This is a genomic window from Bacillus sp. FJAT-28004 (assembly GCF_001280845.1).
In the GTDB taxonomy this organism is placed as follows: Bacteria; Bacillota; Bacilli; order Paenibacillales; family Paenibacillaceae; genus Pristimantibacillus.
Genome location: NZ_LGHP01000001.1, coordinates 4754895 through 4770185, shown reverse-complemented (window position 1 = coordinate 4770185; position 15291 = coordinate 4754895). Strand labels below are relative to the sequence as shown.

At 48.5% G+C, this 15291-nt stretch carries 12 protein-coding genes and 1 riboswitch; of the genes, 1 reads left to right on the top strand and 11 read right to left on the bottom strand.

The window, feature by feature from the left end; translation table 11 throughout:
* Positions 1 to 33 precede the first annotated feature (33 nt).
* From purF to purE, 8 genes are all read right to left on the bottom strand, one after another.
* Positions 34 to 1518, bottom strand: a complete 1485-nt coding sequence (gene purF, locus AC787_RS20735; protein ID WP_054026521.1) for an amidophosphoribosyltransferase — start codon at positions 1516 to 1518, stop codon at positions 34 to 36.
* Complete coding sequence (gene purL / locus AC787_RS20730; protein WP_054026520.1) at positions 1500 to 3746, bottom strand: phosphoribosylformylglycinamidine synthase subunit PurL; 2247 nt, start codon at positions 3744 to 3746, stop codon at positions 1500 to 1502. The genes purF and purL overlap by 19 nt, the downstream gene beginning before the upstream one ends.
* Positions 3724 to 4419, bottom strand: a complete 696-nt coding sequence (gene purQ / locus AC787_RS20725) for a phosphoribosylformylglycinamidine synthase subunit PurQ (protein ID WP_054026519.1) — start codon at positions 4417 to 4419, stop codon at positions 3724 to 3726. The genes purL and purQ overlap by 23 nt, the downstream gene beginning before the upstream one ends.
* A 4-nt stretch (positions 4420 to 4423) precedes the next feature.
* Positions 4424 to 4669 (bottom strand): phosphoribosylformylglycinamidine synthase subunit PurS, encoded by a 246-nt coding sequence (gene purS / locus AC787_RS20720; RefSeq protein ID WP_175598164.1) that lies wholly within the window; start codon positions 4667 to 4669, stop codon positions 4424 to 4426.
* A 754-nt stretch (positions 4670 to 5423) separates the two neighbouring features.
* Positions 5424 to 6320, bottom strand: coding sequence for a phosphoribosylaminoimidazolesuccinocarboxamide synthase (locus AC787_RS20710; RefSeq protein ID WP_054026517.1), 897 nt, complete (start codon positions 6318 to 6320; stop codon positions 5424 to 5426).
* 15 nt (positions 6321 to 6335) lie between these two features.
* Positions 6336 to 7631, bottom strand: coding sequence for an adenylosuccinate lyase (purB, locus tag AC787_RS20705; RefSeq protein ID WP_054026516.1), 1296 nt, complete (start codon positions 7629 to 7631; stop codon positions 6336 to 6338).
* Between the two features lie 7 nt (positions 7632 to 7638).
* Positions 7639 to 8814, bottom strand: coding sequence for a 5-(carboxyamino)imidazole ribonucleotide synthase (purK, locus tag AC787_RS20700; protein WP_054026515.1), 1176 nt, complete (start codon positions 8812 to 8814; stop codon positions 7639 to 7641).
* Positions 8811 to 9296 (bottom strand): 5-(carboxyamino)imidazole ribonucleotide mutase, encoded by a 486-nt coding sequence (gene purE, locus AC787_RS20695; RefSeq protein ID WP_054027180.1) that lies wholly within the window; start codon positions 9294 to 9296, stop codon positions 8811 to 8813. Before purE ends, purK begins: the two co-directional genes overlap by 4 nt.
* 321 nt (positions 9297 to 9617) lie before the next feature.
* A riboswitch (purine riboswitch) is annotated at positions 9618 to 9717 on the bottom strand.
* A 495-nt stretch (positions 9718 to 10212) separates the two neighbouring features.
* Here purE and AC787_RS20690 point away from each other — a divergent pair.
* The gene (locus AC787_RS20690) at positions 10213 to 11496 is read left to right on the top strand and encodes a LysM peptidoglycan-binding domain-containing protein (protein ID WP_063847549.1); all 1284 of its coding nucleotides are present in this window, start codon (positions 10213 to 10215) and stop codon (positions 11494 to 11496) included.
* 81 nt (positions 11497 to 11577) lie between these two features.
* On the opposite strand, the gene AC787_RS20685 is transcribed toward AC787_RS20690, so the two are convergent.
* From AC787_RS20685 to AC787_RS20675, 3 genes are all read right to left on the bottom strand, one after another.
* Positions 11578 to 12147 carry a nitroreductase gene (locus tag AC787_RS20685; protein WP_054026514.1) on the bottom strand — a complete coding sequence of 190 codons (570 nt, stop codon included), beginning with the start codon at positions 12145 to 12147 and terminating at the stop codon, positions 11578 to 11580.
* Between the two features lie 47 nt (positions 12148 to 12194).
* A complete protein-coding gene (gene msrB / locus AC787_RS20680) occupies positions 12195 to 13181 on the bottom strand; it encodes a peptide-methionine (R)-S-oxide reductase MsrB (RefSeq protein ID WP_054026513.1) in 987 nt (328 codons plus the stop codon).
* Positions 13182 to 13301: 120 nt separating this feature from the next.
* Positions 13302 to 15059, bottom strand: a complete 1758-nt coding sequence (locus tag AC787_RS20675) for a stalk domain-containing protein (RefSeq protein ID WP_054026512.1) — start codon at positions 15057 to 15059, stop codon at positions 13302 to 13304.
* Between the last annotated feature and the right edge of the window lie 232 nt (positions 15060 to 15291).

The following is a 15291-nucleotide window of genomic DNA, read 5'->3' as shown; positions in this document are numbered from 1 at the left end:
AGCAATCGCTCCATGAGGTTACTCATTATACTATTAACAGCTGCAGCTTTTATCCGATTCTTCGTTAACCGGTGTTGGGTAGTCATTATCGAAGCAAGCTAGACACATGCCGCGATTATACGCTCCATCATTGCCGCCAACTGACTCAACAAAACCTTCATTGCTTATAAAAGATAAAGAATCAGCATTGATTTGCTTCCGAATTTCCTCCACTGTCCTAGAAGAAGCGATTAGCTCTTTGCGGTCAGGAGTGTCAATTCCGTAGTAGCACGGGTTTTTGAAAGGTGGCGATGTAATTCGCACATGCACCTCAGTCGCTCCCGCTTCACGAAGCAGGTTTACGATCCGCAGCGACGTTGTGCCCCGAACGATTGAATCATCAATCATAACGACGCGTTTGCCTTCAACCACTTTACGAACAGCGGACAGCTTCATTTTCACACCCTTCTCGCGAAGCTCTTGAGAAGGCTGGATGAATGTCCGGCCGGTATATTTATTTTTGATAAGGCCTAGCTCGTATGGAATGCCGGTTTGCTCTGCGTAACCAATCGCTGCTGAAATACTCGAATCGGGCACGCCCGTTACGATATCCGCATCAACGAACGATTCCGATGCAAGCTGGCGCCCCATACGTTTGCGTGCCATATGAATATTGATTCCATTTATATCACTATCAGGACGGGCAAAATAAATATATTCCATCGCACAAGTTGCGCGGCGGTCAACCTCCGCGTAACGTTCCTCGCGCATGCCGTCTGCATCCAAAATAAGCAATTCGCCAGGTTGTACATCACGCTCATAAACAGCACCGATCGTCTCAAACGCACAGGACTCAGACGAGAATACATAACCATCGCCAATACGACCCATAACGAGCGGACGAAGAGCGTGCGGATCAGCTGCAACGAGCAGCTTGTCATTCGTCATAATCAAGAATGCAAATCCGCCTACGATACGCTGCAATGCTTCCTTAGCAGCCGTCTCGAAATCTTTCGACGAGCGTGCGATGAGATGCGCAATCACTTCCGTGTCGCTGGACGTTTGGAAGATCGAACCTGACATCTCAAGCTCACGACGAATTTCTGGAGCATTCACGATATTACCGTTCGTAGCAACCGCTAGGTCACCGTCGCGATAGCGGAAAATAAGCGGCTGTGCGTTCGCAAGCTTACTTTCTCCCGCTGTCGAGTAACGTACGTGACCGATGGAGCGGTCACCTGCAAGCATATCGAGATTTTCTTTATTGAATACTTCTTTTACGAGACCCATACCGCGGTGATAAGCGAACTTATTGCCGTTTTTTGTATCAACTGTACAGATTCCCGCACTTTCCTCACCGCGATGCTGAAGTGCATGAAGACCATAATAGGATAGGTTGGACGCTTCGGGGAGGTTAAATACTCCGAAAACGCCGCATTCCTCACGCAATTTGTCAAACATATCGTCACGGCCAATACCTTCGTTATAATGGTCTCCCGTCCATAACAAAGGCTCCTGTCTTATTTGTTCATCAGACATGGAATCGCATCCTTCCAGACCTTCTCCAGTTGTGTTACCGGCGCCTGAATGCCGGATTTTCCGTTTACGCTTATGGTCAGGCTGCTGCCTTTAACGTTACCAACTTGTGCATGAACAACACCTTGCTCTGTAAGCCAAGCTTGCAATGCCGCTGCTTGATCCGGCTTAGCCGACAGCAAAATACGGGATTGTGATTCGCTGAACAATAGGTGATCAGCGCGTAGATCCGATGACAATGCAACTTCTGCGCCAAGACGACCGCTAATGCATGATTCTGCAACAGCAACAGCGATACCGCCTTCGGACAAGTCATGCGCCGATGCAACAAGACCTTTTTGAATAGCGCTAAGCACAGCATCTAGAACTTTCTTCTCTGTCGCAAGATCAATTTCTGGAGGACGGCCAGCAGCAGCACCTTGCATAACGTACTGCAATTCACTTCCGCCTAGCTCCGCTTTTGTCTCGCCTACGAGAATAATAACGTCGCCTTCAGCTTTAAAGCCTTGTGTCATAATGTGATCGATGTCGTGTACAAGACCAACCATACCGATAACCGGTGTCGGGTAAATAGCACCCTTAGCGTTCTCATTGTACAAGCTTACGTTACCGCCGATTACCGGCGTGTTAAGCACGACGCAAGCTTCCGACATACCGTCTGCCGATTTCTCAAGCTGCCAGAATACTTCTGGCTTCTCTGGGTTACCGAAGTTAAGATTGTCCGTTACAGCAAGCGGCTCAGCGCCTGAGCACACGATGTTGCGAGCTGCTTCTGCAACCGCAATACGTCCGCCTACTTCTGGATCTAGATATACGTAACGTCCGTTGCAATCCGTTGTCATCGCAAGCGCTTTGCGCGTGCCGCGAATCGTCACGACTGCCGCATCAGAGCCTGGTTGAACAGCTGTCGATGTACGAACCATGTAGTCATATTGATTGTAAACCCACTCTTTACTAGCAACGGTTGGGGATGCAAGAACCTTCTCCAGCGCGCCAGTCAAATCAGTGATTTCATCAAAAGCCGCTGTGTCTACAGCTGCATTTTCGCTATAGTAAGCAGGCTCTTTCGATGGCTTGTCGTATACAGGGCACTCGTCAACGAGCGCTTTAACCGGCATATCGGCAACCTCTTGGCCTTGGTGGAACAAACGTAGACGTCCATCGTCTGTTACTTTACCTACTTTGGCGCAAATAATGCCCCAACGATCAAAAATTTCCATAGCTTGCGCTTCATGCTGCGGCTCTATGACGAAGAGCATACGCTCTTGCGACTCGGAAAGCATCATTTCATAAGGTGTCATGCCTGTCTCACGCTGCGGAACCTCATCAAGGTAAAGTTCTAGACCATTACCTGCTTTGGAAGCCATCTCAGCGCTGGAGCAAGTAAGGCCCGCTGCGCCCATATCTTGAATACCAAGTACGATACCAGAATTGATTAGCTCAAGTGTTGCTTCCATAACCAGCTTCTCCATGAATGGATCGCCAACTTGAACAGCTGTACGATTCTCTTCTGATTCCTCAGAAAGCTCAACAGAAGCAAAGGTAGCACCGTGAATTCCATCGCGACCAGTAGCAGGACCTACGTAAAATACCGGGTTGCCTACCCCTTTTGCGACACCACGCTGAATTTTATCATGATCGATTAGACCTACGCACATTGCGTTAACGAGCGGGTTACCCTCGTAGCTCTCATCGAACATAACTTCGCCCGCAACCGTCGGAATACCGATACAGTTACCGTAACCAGCAATACCGCTAACCACATGCTCAAACAAATATTTAACGCGTTCATTTTCAAGACGACCGAAACGCAAGCTGTTCAGCAATGCGATAGGACGTGCGCCCATGGAGAAAATGTCGCGGATAATGCCGCCTACACCTGTTGCAGCGCCTTGAAAAGGCTCAACCGCAGATGGATGGTTATGTGATTCGATTTTGAATACAACCGCTTGGTTGTCGCCGATATCAACGATACCCGCGCCTTCGCCCGGCCCCATAAGAACACGAGGTCCAGTGATCGGGAATTTTTTCAAAATAGGCTTGGAGTTTTTGTAAGAGCAGTGCTCTGACCACATGACGCTGAATACGCCGATCTCTGTGTAGTTAGGTTTACGGCCAAGAAAACCGCAAATCAATTCAAACTCATAATCGGATACACCAAACTGGCTGTAAATCTTTTGCTCGGCAATTTGCTCCGCTGTCGGTTCCTTAGCTGTTAACTGCTGCGCCATGTTGTTCCCTCCATGCATTCAAAATCGATGTAAACATCCGTTTGCCGTCTTCCGAGCCGAGCAATTGGTCAACCGCGCGCTCTGGATGCGGCATCATGCCTACTACGTTACCTGCTTTATTGCTAATGCCCGCAATGTTCTCAACGGAACCGTTCGGATTCGTATCGCCCGCATAGCGGAAAATAATTTGATCGTTCGCTTTAAGCTCAGCAAGCGTTGCGTCGTCGCAATAGTAGTTGCCTTCGCCATGTGCGATTGGAATATTTATAATTTCACCTTGCGAATATTGGTTTGTAAAAGCTGATTTGTTATTTACCACTTCAAGCGGCGTTTGATGGCAGCGGAACTTCAGTCCGTTGTTGCGAATCAAGGCGCCTGGCAGAAGGCCAGCTTCCGTCAAAATTTGGAACCCGTTGCAAATGCCTAGAATATACTTGCCTGCTTCGGCAGCTTTTTGCACTTCGCCCATAACAGCAGCGAATTGCGCGATTGCGCCGCAGCGCAGGTAGTCGCCGTAGGAGAAACCTCCCGGCACTAGTATTGCATCATAAGAAGACAAGTCTGTAGCCGTGTGCCATACGTAGTCAACGGACTGGCCGATAGCATCCTCTACAGCTTTATAGCAGTCGATGTCACAGTTGGAGCCTGGAAATACGAGAACTGCAAACTTCATCGCCCTATCCCTCCAGCTCAAAACGGAAATCTTCTACAACCGTGTTCGCAAACAACTTCTCGCACATTGCTTTGATGCGTACTTCCGCTTCAGCGCGGTCAGTCGTATCAAGCTCAAGCTCCAAATATTTGCCGATGCGTACTTTTTCGACTTCAGAGAAACCAAGTGTGTGAAGCGCTCCTTGTACAGCGGTTCCTTGTGGATCCAAAACGTTTTGCTTGATAGTGACGTAGACGGTTGCCTTCATAATAGCCTCCTGAAAATGTGGGTTTTTCTCGCAGAGAGATGATAGATATGCTGCGCGCGGGCGTGGGGATTATTGTCTACGTCGCTTTCGAAGCCGGGAAATTCTGATTACACCGCCTAGCGGTAATTTCCCGGTCTTCAAGAAGCGATCGCTATCGCTCTTAAGACAACAACTCCCCACGCTTCGCGTAGGCACATCTCAATCAAACCCCTGCGAGGGTGGTCGGTGAAGCAATGGGCGGCGGCCGCGTTTCCACTGGCCACCATGTTTATTGCGACTAGCCTGTGCTTGCACTGGCCGCCGTTGCCGTTGATACTTTATTGCAACCCTGCGCTTTCACGCTCAGGTTGCAGTTTATGGGGTGCAGCAGCGCTCTCGCTGACTGCCTGCCTAACGGCATGCGCTTCAGCACCCCTATGTCAGCGTCATCGCTTGCGCTCGACTTTGTTTTAATCACTTCATCCGGCCTTCATCGGCGGATTTTAATATAACGGGATTTCCTACCGTTAATTCAATCATAAAAGCTAGTTTGCTGCGAATAGCGGGAATTTTGGGCGTTAATTTCATCAATTTCGGCGTCCTAGCTCGATTTCGCAGCATTTAACGCCCGTTTTTCCCGTTAATTCAACTATTAAAGCTAATATGCTGCGAATAGCGGTAATTTTGGGCGTTAATTGCATCAATTTCGGCATCCTAGCTCGATTTTGCAGCATTTAACGTCCGTTTTTCCCGTTACTCACTCAGCTTGCGAAGTTTCCTACAGTTCTGCGCCTGTAAGTCGGCGATAGATATCGCGGTAGCGGGACGTTGTTTCGGCTACTACGGAATCTGGCAGCGGTGCTGGCTTGCTGTCGCGATCCCAATCCGAGCCTAACAGGTACGTGCGTACCGGCTCTTTGTCCATGCTGTCGATCTCGATATCTAGCGCATAGTTGCCTTCCGCCCAGAAACGGGAGGAGTCCGGCGTGAAGATTTCATCGATCAAGATGACCTTGCCGTCGATTAGTCCAAATTCGAATTTGCAATCGGCAAGGATGATGCCATGCTCTGCGCAATAGCTATGGGCGTATTCGTAGAGCTTGATGCTGCGGTCACGCAGCTCCTCGGCAAGCTCAGCGCCAACCATTTCAGCCATTTTTTCGAATGGGATGTCCTCGTCGTGGCCAACATCGTTTTTTGCTGCCGGCGTAAAAATTGGAGCAGGAAAACGATCGTTTTTGCGCAAGCCTGCAGGAAGCTCGATGCCGTTGATCGCTGACGTTTGCTGGTATTGTCTCCAGCCGCCGCCAGTAATATAGCCGCGAACGACACATTCGATATCGATGCGCTCCGCTTTGCGTGTCACCATAATCCGATTTTTGAGCAGCTCCGGCTCCGTTACAAGATCGCCAAGCTTCTCAACATCGGTATGAACGACGTGGTTCACTTGAATATCAGCTGTTTGCTCAAACCAGTAAGCGGATAAACGGTTCAGCACATTGCCCTTGTCCGGTACAGCCGGGTCAAGTACATAGTCGAAAGCGGAAATCCGGTCAGTTACGACAATGAGAAAATGCTCACCCAGATCGTATAGCTCGCGAACCTTCCCTTTGTAAATAAGCGGAGCTTTAATATAATCAACAGCTGTCGATAAAGCTTGCGATGGTGCGGTCATCAGGCCAGCCTCCCCTTAAATCAATCCCAAACGTGTGAAAATCGTATCAACATGCTTCAGATGCCAAGCTGGGTTGAAGCAATCATCGATTTCTTCCGTCGTCAGCACGCTTGTAATTTCCTCTGTTTCACCAATGATGTCGCGGAATTGACGCTTTGTTTCCCAAGCCTGCATCGCACGCGGTTGAACCGTGTCATAAGCTTTCTCACGGCTGAAGCCTTTGTCGATCAGCTTCGTCAATACACGGCCAGAGAATGGTACGCCATATGTTGCTTGCATGTTGCGCTTCATGTTTTCCGGGAACACGGTCAGGTTGTTGATGATGTTGCCCAAACGGTTCAGCATGTAGTTAAGCAGCATCGTTGCATCCGGCAAAATAATGCGTTCAACAGAAGAGTGACTGATGTCACGCTCATGCCAAAGTGCGATGTTCTCGTAAGCTGTAACCATATGACCGCGAATGACGCGAGACAAGCCGGAAATGTTCTCGCAGCCGATTGGGTTGCGTTTGTGCGGCATTGCAGATGAGCCTTTTTGACCTTTTGCGAACGCCTCTTCTACTTCACGGAATTCACTCTTCTGCAAAGCGCGAATTTCAGTTGCAAACTTATCAAGCGAAGATGCTACTAGAGCAAGAGTCGCCATATATTCAGCGTGACGGTCACGCTGCAATGTTTGTGTCGAGATTGGAGCTGCGGTAATACCAAGCTTCTTGCATACAAATTCTTCAACGAACGGATCGATATCTGCGAAAGTACCTACCGCACCGGACATTTTACCGAATTGCACATTGTTAGCAGCATGGTGGAAACGCTCCAGGTTACGCTTCATTTCCTCATACCAAAGCGCCATTTTCAGACCAAATGTTGTTGGTTGTGCGTGTACGCCATGCGTACGACCCATCATCGGCGTATCCTTGTATTGCAGCGCTTTGTTCTTAAGAATTTCGATAAAACGTTCAATATCTTTAACGAGAATTTCGTTTGCTTGAAGAAGCAGATATCCGATAGCCGTATCTACAACGTCTGTAGAAGTAAGACCATAGTGCACCCATTTGCCTTCTGGGCCTGCTTTCTCCGATACTGCACGTGTGAACGCAATGACGTCATGACGAGTATCCATCTCGATTTCATAAATCCGGTCGATATCGAAATCGGCAGAAGCGCGAAGCGCGACTACGTCCTCTTTTGGAATAACACCTAGCTCAGACCAAGCCTCGCATGCACAAAGCTCAACCTCCAGCCATGCTCTGAATTTATTTTCTTCTGTCCAAATTGCTCTCATTTCCGGTCTGCTGTAACGTTCTAACATGATTGCTTCACACCTTCCAAATAGTTGTTTCTTCGATCCAGCTGAGTGCAGCATCCGTAGTTTCTGCCAATATGTTGACATGACCCATCTTCCGCTTTAGAACAGCTTCCTTTTTCCCGTACAAATGCAATTTTGGAGCTACCTTCAAGCGCTCTGCGGCTTCATCCGCCCGTGCAGTAAGCTCTAGAAGCGGTGCGACATGCTCGCCCAGTACATTAACCATGACGACTGGACTCATAAGCGTCGTATCTCCAAGCGGCAGGTTGCACACAGCGCGCACATGCTGCTCGAACTGCGAAGTCCGGCAGGCCTCCATCGTGTAGTGGCCGCTGTTATGCGGACGAGGTGCCAGCTCATTTACGAACAGCTCACCATCCGCTGTAACGAATAGCTCCACTGCGATTAGACCAACTGCGCCTAGTCCCTCAGCGATACGCTTCGCAAGCTGTTCTGCTTCTTGCTGCAGATCGTCGCTGATTCTTGCTGGTACGATAGACAAGTGCAATATATTATCGACGTGTATGTTTTCCGCGACAGGGAAAACTTTGATTTCACCCTGCGGACTTCTCGCCGCTATAACCGATATTTCCTTCTCGAAGCGAATGAACTGCTCAAGCACTAGTTGGACGCGCGCGCGCGATAGAGTCTCATACGCTTCTTCTATTTCGCTTTCGCTGCGAATAACCCATTGTCCCTTGCCATCATAGCCGCCCATCGCCGTCTTCAATACGCAAGGTGTTCCAAAAGCTGCAACTGCCTCGCGCAGCTCGTCCACGCTGCTGATCTCGCGGTAAGGCGCAACTCTCACGCCAGCCGCTTCAATCGCCCGCTTCTCGCGAAGCCGATGCTGCGTCGTGTACAGCAGTTCGCTTCCTTGCGGCACATAAGACTCGGCCATCAGCATCGCTGCTACTTCTGCGTCAACATTCTCGAATTCATACGTGATGACATCCGACCGCTTCGCAAGTTCCCTCGCTGCTTCGTGGTTGTCGTAGGCTGCGACGATTTGCTCAGCTACCTGCCCAGTCGGCGCATCCGGTGTCGGATCAAGGGCAATGAATCGATAGCCCATCGCGCTGCCTGCATTCGCCATCATTCGTCCAAGCTGTCCGCCGCCAAGGATGCCGATCGTACTACCCGGGAGCAGCGTCTGGATAGTTTGCTTGTCCGCTTCTTGACTCATAGCGTCTCACTGCTTTCCAGCACTTCCTGCTTTACACGCTCGCGACGCGCAATGACACGCGCTTGTATCTCGGGATCAAATGCTCCCAGCATTTGTGCCGCGAGTAGTCCAGCATTCGTTCCGCCTGCATTACCGATTGCAACCGTAGCTACCGGAATACCGCCGGGCATTTGAACGATGGAGAGCAAGGAGTCAAGTCCACTCAAATTCGAGGACTTCACAGGAACGCCAATAACCGGCAAAATCGTCTTAGCAGCGACCATGCCGGGCAAATGTGCAGCTCCGCCGGCTCCTGCAATAATTACCTTAAGTCCGCGTTCTACTGCAGTTTCTGCATACTCGAACATTAAATCCGGAGTACGATGCGCGGAAACGACTTTTTTCTCATAAGGAATTTGCAATTCCTCTAGTACGTCGCAGGCTAATTTCATTGTGTCCCAATCCGATTTGCTGCCCATGATGACGCCAACCTTCGCAGACATGCGATCAAACCCACTTTCATCTATAAAATAATAAATCATCAAGCTCCAATGACTCAAAAAATCTAAAAACAGAAAAGGCCCTTCAGCAACCATTTGAATGGGGATGCCGCAGGACCGGAGCGGAAGCACAGACCGGTATTCATGCGAATCCATGGCCAATCAAGCTTCACTTCAATGAGGACGTAACAAATCGTGCTGCAAGGCCGAAGAGACAACAGAAAGCTGCCCCGTAAAAGAGGCAACCAGTGTCCAACTAACGAGGCACCTTGCAGACTTTGAATTTGCTTTATGGCGATCCGAAACATTAAGGTTCGGTCTCGCTTATCGTCTCATTTTGCTCGTAGTCCGAAAATTAAGGTTTCCGGGTAGAAACATTCAGGCCTGATCCCAAATATATACGAGTAAACTTTAAATGAAATAGTAGGAAGACATTGTATTCATCCATTAATTTCAGTTCTAACTTTTCAAGAAACGTTTCTGCGTCCTCTAACCTGAGAACAATCAGCATGACGCTCCAGCGGACAACTCCGCCTCAAACCTATTCTAGTTTATCTAATCCCCAAACCACTGTCAATGAAATACGAACATTAAAAGAGAATGTTTTATAAAGGTTCGTTTTTTTGAATAAAACATCCGGAAATACAGTGTAAAATAACCATATTTAGGTGTATCGCACTCGATCATTACCTAAACTTGCCTTATTTCCGATTCCGTACATCCCTCATTCTCATTCACTTCCGCTATCGCCCCTTTCCTAATATCATTCCCATTACTCAGTAAGCCATGTGATTGTGATTTTCCCGTTCGAATGCCAGAGCTTTCTAATGAATACATTATAAAAGAGTCTTTTCTTGGCATACACGCAAGCACCGCAGCCGAGACCGCAAAAGCTAATCATTTTTAAAAAGGAGGCTCGATGAAGGTGCATATTCATGTCGTGCAAAGAGGAGATTCCATCTATAAGTTATCTCAAACTTACGATTTGTCGATAAGTGACATCACGGATGCAAACGGACTTAGCGATCCGGACGTACTCGTCATCGGTCAGGCACTTATTATTCCAATCGAAGCACACACTCATAAAGTACATATTGGCGAATCTCTCTGGCTCATTGCACGGCGATACGGCGTTACGCTGCAGGAGCTGGCGAAAATAAATCAAATAAAGAATCCCGCACTTATTTATCCGGGCCAAAATCTCGTTATTCCTCAGCCCGTGCGGCCTACAATTGAAGTCAACGCCTATACACAGAAATTTGACGCTGCCGGCATTCGTCTTATAGAGGAGATTGGGCAGCATTTAACCTATTTAAGTCCATTCAGCTACCGTGTTCAGACTGACGGAACTTTTACGCTCTTGGATGACTCAGCTATCATCAATGCGGCGTATAAGACACGAACAGCACCCATGATGGTTCTTACCAATTTCGAAAATGGTACATTCAGCCCGGCTACTGCCCATGCCGTGCTGGCTGATCCCGCGCTTCAACAAAAACTTATTGCAAACATCCTCGTTGTGATGAAGCAGAAAGGTTACCTAGCGCTCAATGTGGATTTCGAATATGTACCTCCAGCCGACCGTGAGCTTTTTCAAAATTTCATTCAAAAGCTCGTCGACAGCCTGCATCCGCAAAACTATCTCGTATCTGTCTGTCTCGCACCTAAGCTGAGCGCCGACCAAGCAGGCACATTATATGAAGCTCATGATTATCAAGCTCTTGGGCGCATTGCCGATTTTGTTATTCTAATGACCTACGAGTGGGGCTGGTCGGGCGGGCCTCCACTTGCCGTTGCTCCGCTAAACGAGGTCAACAAGGTGCTTCAATATGCTCTCAGCGTTATTCCTTCACAAAAAATCGTAATGGGCATGCCATTGTACGGCTACGATTGGACACTTCCATACGTCCAAGGAGGAAAGTGGGCACCTACAGTTAGTCCGCAGGAAGCCGTAAATCGAGCCCACACTTATGGAGCAACCATTCAATATGACGATGAGGGACAATCACCCTACTATAATTATTACGACAAGGAAGGCCGCGAGCATGTCGTCTGGTATGAGGATGCACGAAGCGTTCAAGCTAAATTCAATCTCGTAAAATTGTATAATCTTCGCGGCATTGGCTACTGGGTACTCGGCGTACCATTCCCGCAGAACTGGTATGTGCTGCAAGCAAACTTTAAAGTAAAAAAACTCGTATAACTTTCTGTTATTCAGATAAAAAAAGGCCGTATCGTTCGACATAATCGAACGGTACGGCCTGATTTAATACTGCTTTAATAGTTAAACCAGCCACACTGTTTTTGCAGTAGCAGGTATGCGCTGCGGCTCTGGAGCCGTCATGTCCGGATAACCCAAGTAAATAAAACCAACGATTTGATCTTGTTCAGCAAGACCAAATGTTTCTTTCATAAGCGGGTGATACATCGGATCACCCGAACGCCATATGGCTCCGAGTCCATTCGCATGCGCTGCAAGCAGCAAGTTTTGCACCGCTGCTTGAGCGGCAGCAAGCTCCTCTGCCATAACGGCACGTGGATCATCCGATGGTGAACATACTGCCGCAATGACGACAGGTGCGCGGAATGCTTTGGTGCGTTCTTTGGCCAAACGGTCCTCAAGCGGCTGTCCGCTGAGCTCAGGAACAGCGGCAGCGGATACACGTGCATATCCTTCTGCAAGCCGCCCCCTGCCTTCACCTGTCATGACGATAAATGACCACGGCTGCGTATTATGATGGCTAGGCGCCCAAACCGCCGCGTCCAACAACCTTTCAATTAGTGCACGGTCAACAGGGTCCTTCTTCAATCTTCCAATCGATCTTCTCGTACGAATCGCTTCTTCTACGTTCATCTCAGCTTCTCCTCCACCCAAATGTCTATTACAAGTCGCTTCAATTCCTATTTCTCAAACAGATGCAAATATTCGCCGTACCCTTCCTGCTCCAGATCATCCTTGCCGATAAAACGCAGCGAAGCAGAATTGATGCAGTAACGAAGTCCCGTCGGATGTGGTCCGTCATCGAATACATGACCTAGATGAGAATCGCCCTCTTTGCTGCGAACCTCGACTCTTACCATGTAATGCGAAGAGTCCGTATGCTCGGAAACAGCTGCCGCCTGCAGCGGCTTCGTGAAGCTCGGCCAACCGCAGCCCGCATCGTATTTGTCGCGGGAGCTAAACAATGGCTCTCCAGAAACGATATCTACATATATGCCTTCCTCGGTGTGGTCCCAATACTCCCCTGTGAACGGACGCTCCGTTCCACTGTTCTGTGTAACCTCGTACTGGATCGGCGTAAGACGCTGCTTCAATTCCGCCGGATCTTTCTTAAGCACCCAATTTTGCGATATAAAAGCGTCGCGTCCAGAGCCTTTACGGTACATTTTGTAACGATAAGGATTCGATTTGTGATAGCCCTGGTGATAGTCCTCTGCCGGATAAAAAGCTTGCGCAGGCTCGATTTCCGTTACGATTGGTCGGTCGAAGCGGCCGCTAGCTTCGAGCTCTTGCTTAGAAGCCTCCGCTAGCTCGCGCTGGTCTTCATCATAGTAATAAATACCAGTCCGATACGATTCGCCTCGATCATGGAACTGACCGCCTGCATCGGTAGGGTCGATTTGCATCCAGAAAATATCAAGCAGCTTCTTATAAGGGAAAATAGCCGGATCATACGTAATTTGGACTGCCTCCGCATGACCTGTGGTCTCCGAACATACCTCCTGATAAGTTGGATTTACCGTATGTCCACCCGTGTAGCCGGATACGACCGATATAATGCCGGGCATCTCCTCGAATGGCGATACCATACACCAGAAGCAGCCTCCTGCGAACATTGCTTTAGCTTCTTTTCGGCTTGCGCCGTTATTTGTAATTGGTTGATCCATGCTGATCATCCTCCTAGTTGGTTCAAATGATAATGAATCTCTATTATACAATACTAGGTGGGCTAACAACAAAAAAGGAGGAAACATCGCTACTTAGCGATGTTTCCTCCAAGTGAATGGTTATTTAAAGTCTGAGCCTGGAAAAAATACAAATAATATCGGTAATGAACTAGCTCCCGGTGATGAATATTGAATAGTTACCTCTGGCGCAGGTTGCATACCAGCAGCTCCAGCTGGTTGATTCGGTTGCGTATAGATCAAAGCTCCTTCGCCTACCTTCACATGCCCGCCTGAAGGGACGTACACCACTTTTCCATTTACTTTAACCGCACCTTGGAAAATTCCAGCTCGCGGGTTAAGAATAATACGTGTCCCCCAAGCTACACTTTTGAGCTTCACTGTCGTCACGGCGCCGTATTCCCCACCGTTAATGGTCATTCCGCCTGTCAAGGCATCTACACCTACCATAGCGGGACCACGTTGACCTAAGCGCAGCTTGCTCTCTGTAACGCCAACCTTCTCATTCACTTCAATATATTGATCCGTATCGAAGAACTTGCCGCGATTGCCCACCTTCTCCAGCTCAGGAACCATAAACACTGCACTAAGCGGGTCGGTATCTACTTTAAGCGCTAACGTGGAAAATGTCAGCTCTCCGTCCATGTCGACATCTAGCAAGCCGGAAAACCCTTCGTCTGGATTCATAATGATTTTCTCAAGCTCCGGCAACAGCACAGCGGAAGTACCAGGCTCAATAATGAGCTCGCGCGGCTCTGAATTAGCAAAATATCTTGCCACAGCTGCTGATCCGAATTGCATCGCACTGACACTTGGTCCAGCAAGGCCGCGGTTGCCAAGCGTCAACTTCACGCTTTCGCTTCCTTTATTCGTAGCAACGACTGCCAGCTTTAATCGTTCGTCAGAACCGTTACGGTGATGTAGGAATATACGGCTTGCATCATTCAGCGTATCCTCATACAACAGGCCTTCTCCAAAGAAACGCTCCGGCGCATTCGACATATACAACGTGCGTCCGCCTTTGGATTCAATCGTATCAACTTCTTTGAAGGTGTTCATCAGCTTGCCATCAACCACAAATTTATCGCCTGGATTACCATAACGCATGTAGTACTCATAAGGCGTATACATAACCTCTTCTGTAACACGAATGTCATGAGTCACAACTTCACTGCTCGCGCCATCGTTATCGTAGACACTTTGAGTTACCGTATAGACGCCCGGCTCAAAATATGTACTTTTGCGCCCCGTCCAGTCCGTCTTGACGATTTTGCCATCAGGATCATAGCTCAAATCCTTATATTCAATAGGCTCGCCCAGCTTCACCTCAAACGGAGCTTCGAAGCCCGCTACCGGCGGTACGTTAGGCTCAGGCTGAATCGTAATGCTAATTTGCTTAAGCTGTGTATTGAACACATAGGTCGCATTCCACAGCAGCTTGACTGCCGATAAAGGCACATGCATCGTACCATTGATTTGCATAGCTGCATTAGGCATCACCAGATAGCTTCCATTGCGATTCGCACCGCGCATATTATTGTTCAGTGTAACTTTATTGAAATAAGTATCGATATGAGTTCCTTTACTATCTGCATAAACACTTGCACCTACGGAGGTTGCAATGGTTCGAACGGGAATCATCGTAACTCCCTTGACAACCGGCAGCGGCTTCGCCATTTGCTGCGCCTTGCCATTTACCGTCATTTGTTTCGATCCATGTACAAACACTACCTTTATCGGCTGACGCTCAGCAGCATTAGCTTCCTCCTTCACTCCAAATCCAGTACCTACTAGCGAAACAAGTAAGCCAGCTATAACCACTCGCTTAGTCATTTTTTTGATCCAATTCTGTGTTTTCATCCTGTTCTCCTTCCAAATTCGCGACATCGACTGCCGCATCCCTTATGGTTAGACGCCGAAAGGAGGGAGAATGTTCCGGTCAATTTCGAAATTTACAGGAAATTCCCATATAACGTAAAGGACAACTATGCCTCTCTTTGTTACAATAAGATGACATCCGCAACTATTTCGGATGAATTGATGTCTAATCTATGTACCCTTGCTAGCAGTTCGTTCATCCGATCTTTCGTGC

Excerpts from the sequence above, each read along its gene's own strand:
- purF (WP_054026521.1), bottom strand. The coding sequence starts at position 1,518 with ATGTCTGATGAACAAATAAGACAGGAGCCTTTGTTATGGACGGGAGAC.
- purL (WP_054026520.1), bottom strand. The coding sequence starts at position 3,746 with ATGGCGCAGCAGTTAACAGCTAAGGAACCGACAGCGGAGCAAATTGCC.
- purQ (WP_054026519.1), bottom strand. The coding sequence starts at position 4,419 with ATGAAGTTTGCAGTTCTCGTATTTCCAGGCTCCAACTGTGACATCGAC.
- AC787_RS20710 (WP_054026517.1), bottom strand. The coding sequence starts at position 6,320 with ATGACCGCACCATCGCAAGCTTTATCGACAGCTGTTGATTATATTAAA.
- purB (WP_054026516.1), bottom strand. The coding sequence starts at position 7,631 with ATGTTAGAACGTTACAGCAGACCGGAAATGAGAGCAATTTGGACAGAA.
- purK (WP_054026515.1), bottom strand. The coding sequence starts at position 8,814 with ATGAGTCAAGAAGCGGACAAGCAAACTATCCAGACGCTGCTCCCGGGT.
- purE (WP_054027180.1), bottom strand. The coding sequence starts at position 9,296 with ATGTCTGCGAAGGTTGGCGTCATCATGGGCAGCAAATCGGATTGGGAC.
- AC787_RS20690 (WP_063847549.1), top strand. The coding sequence starts at position 10,213 with ATGAAGGTGCATATTCATGTCGTGCAAAGAGGAGATTCCATCTATAAG.
- AC787_RS20685 (WP_054026514.1), bottom strand. The coding sequence starts at position 12,147 with ATGAACGTAGAAGAAGCGATTCGTACGAGAAGATCGATTGGAAGATTG.
- msrB (WP_054026513.1), bottom strand. The coding sequence starts at position 13,181 with ATGGATCAACCAATTACAAATAACGGCGCAAGCCGAAAAGAAGCTAAA.
- AC787_RS20675 (WP_054026512.1), bottom strand. The coding sequence starts at position 15,059 with ATGAAAACACAGAATTGGATCAAAAAAATGACTAAGCGAGTGGTTATA.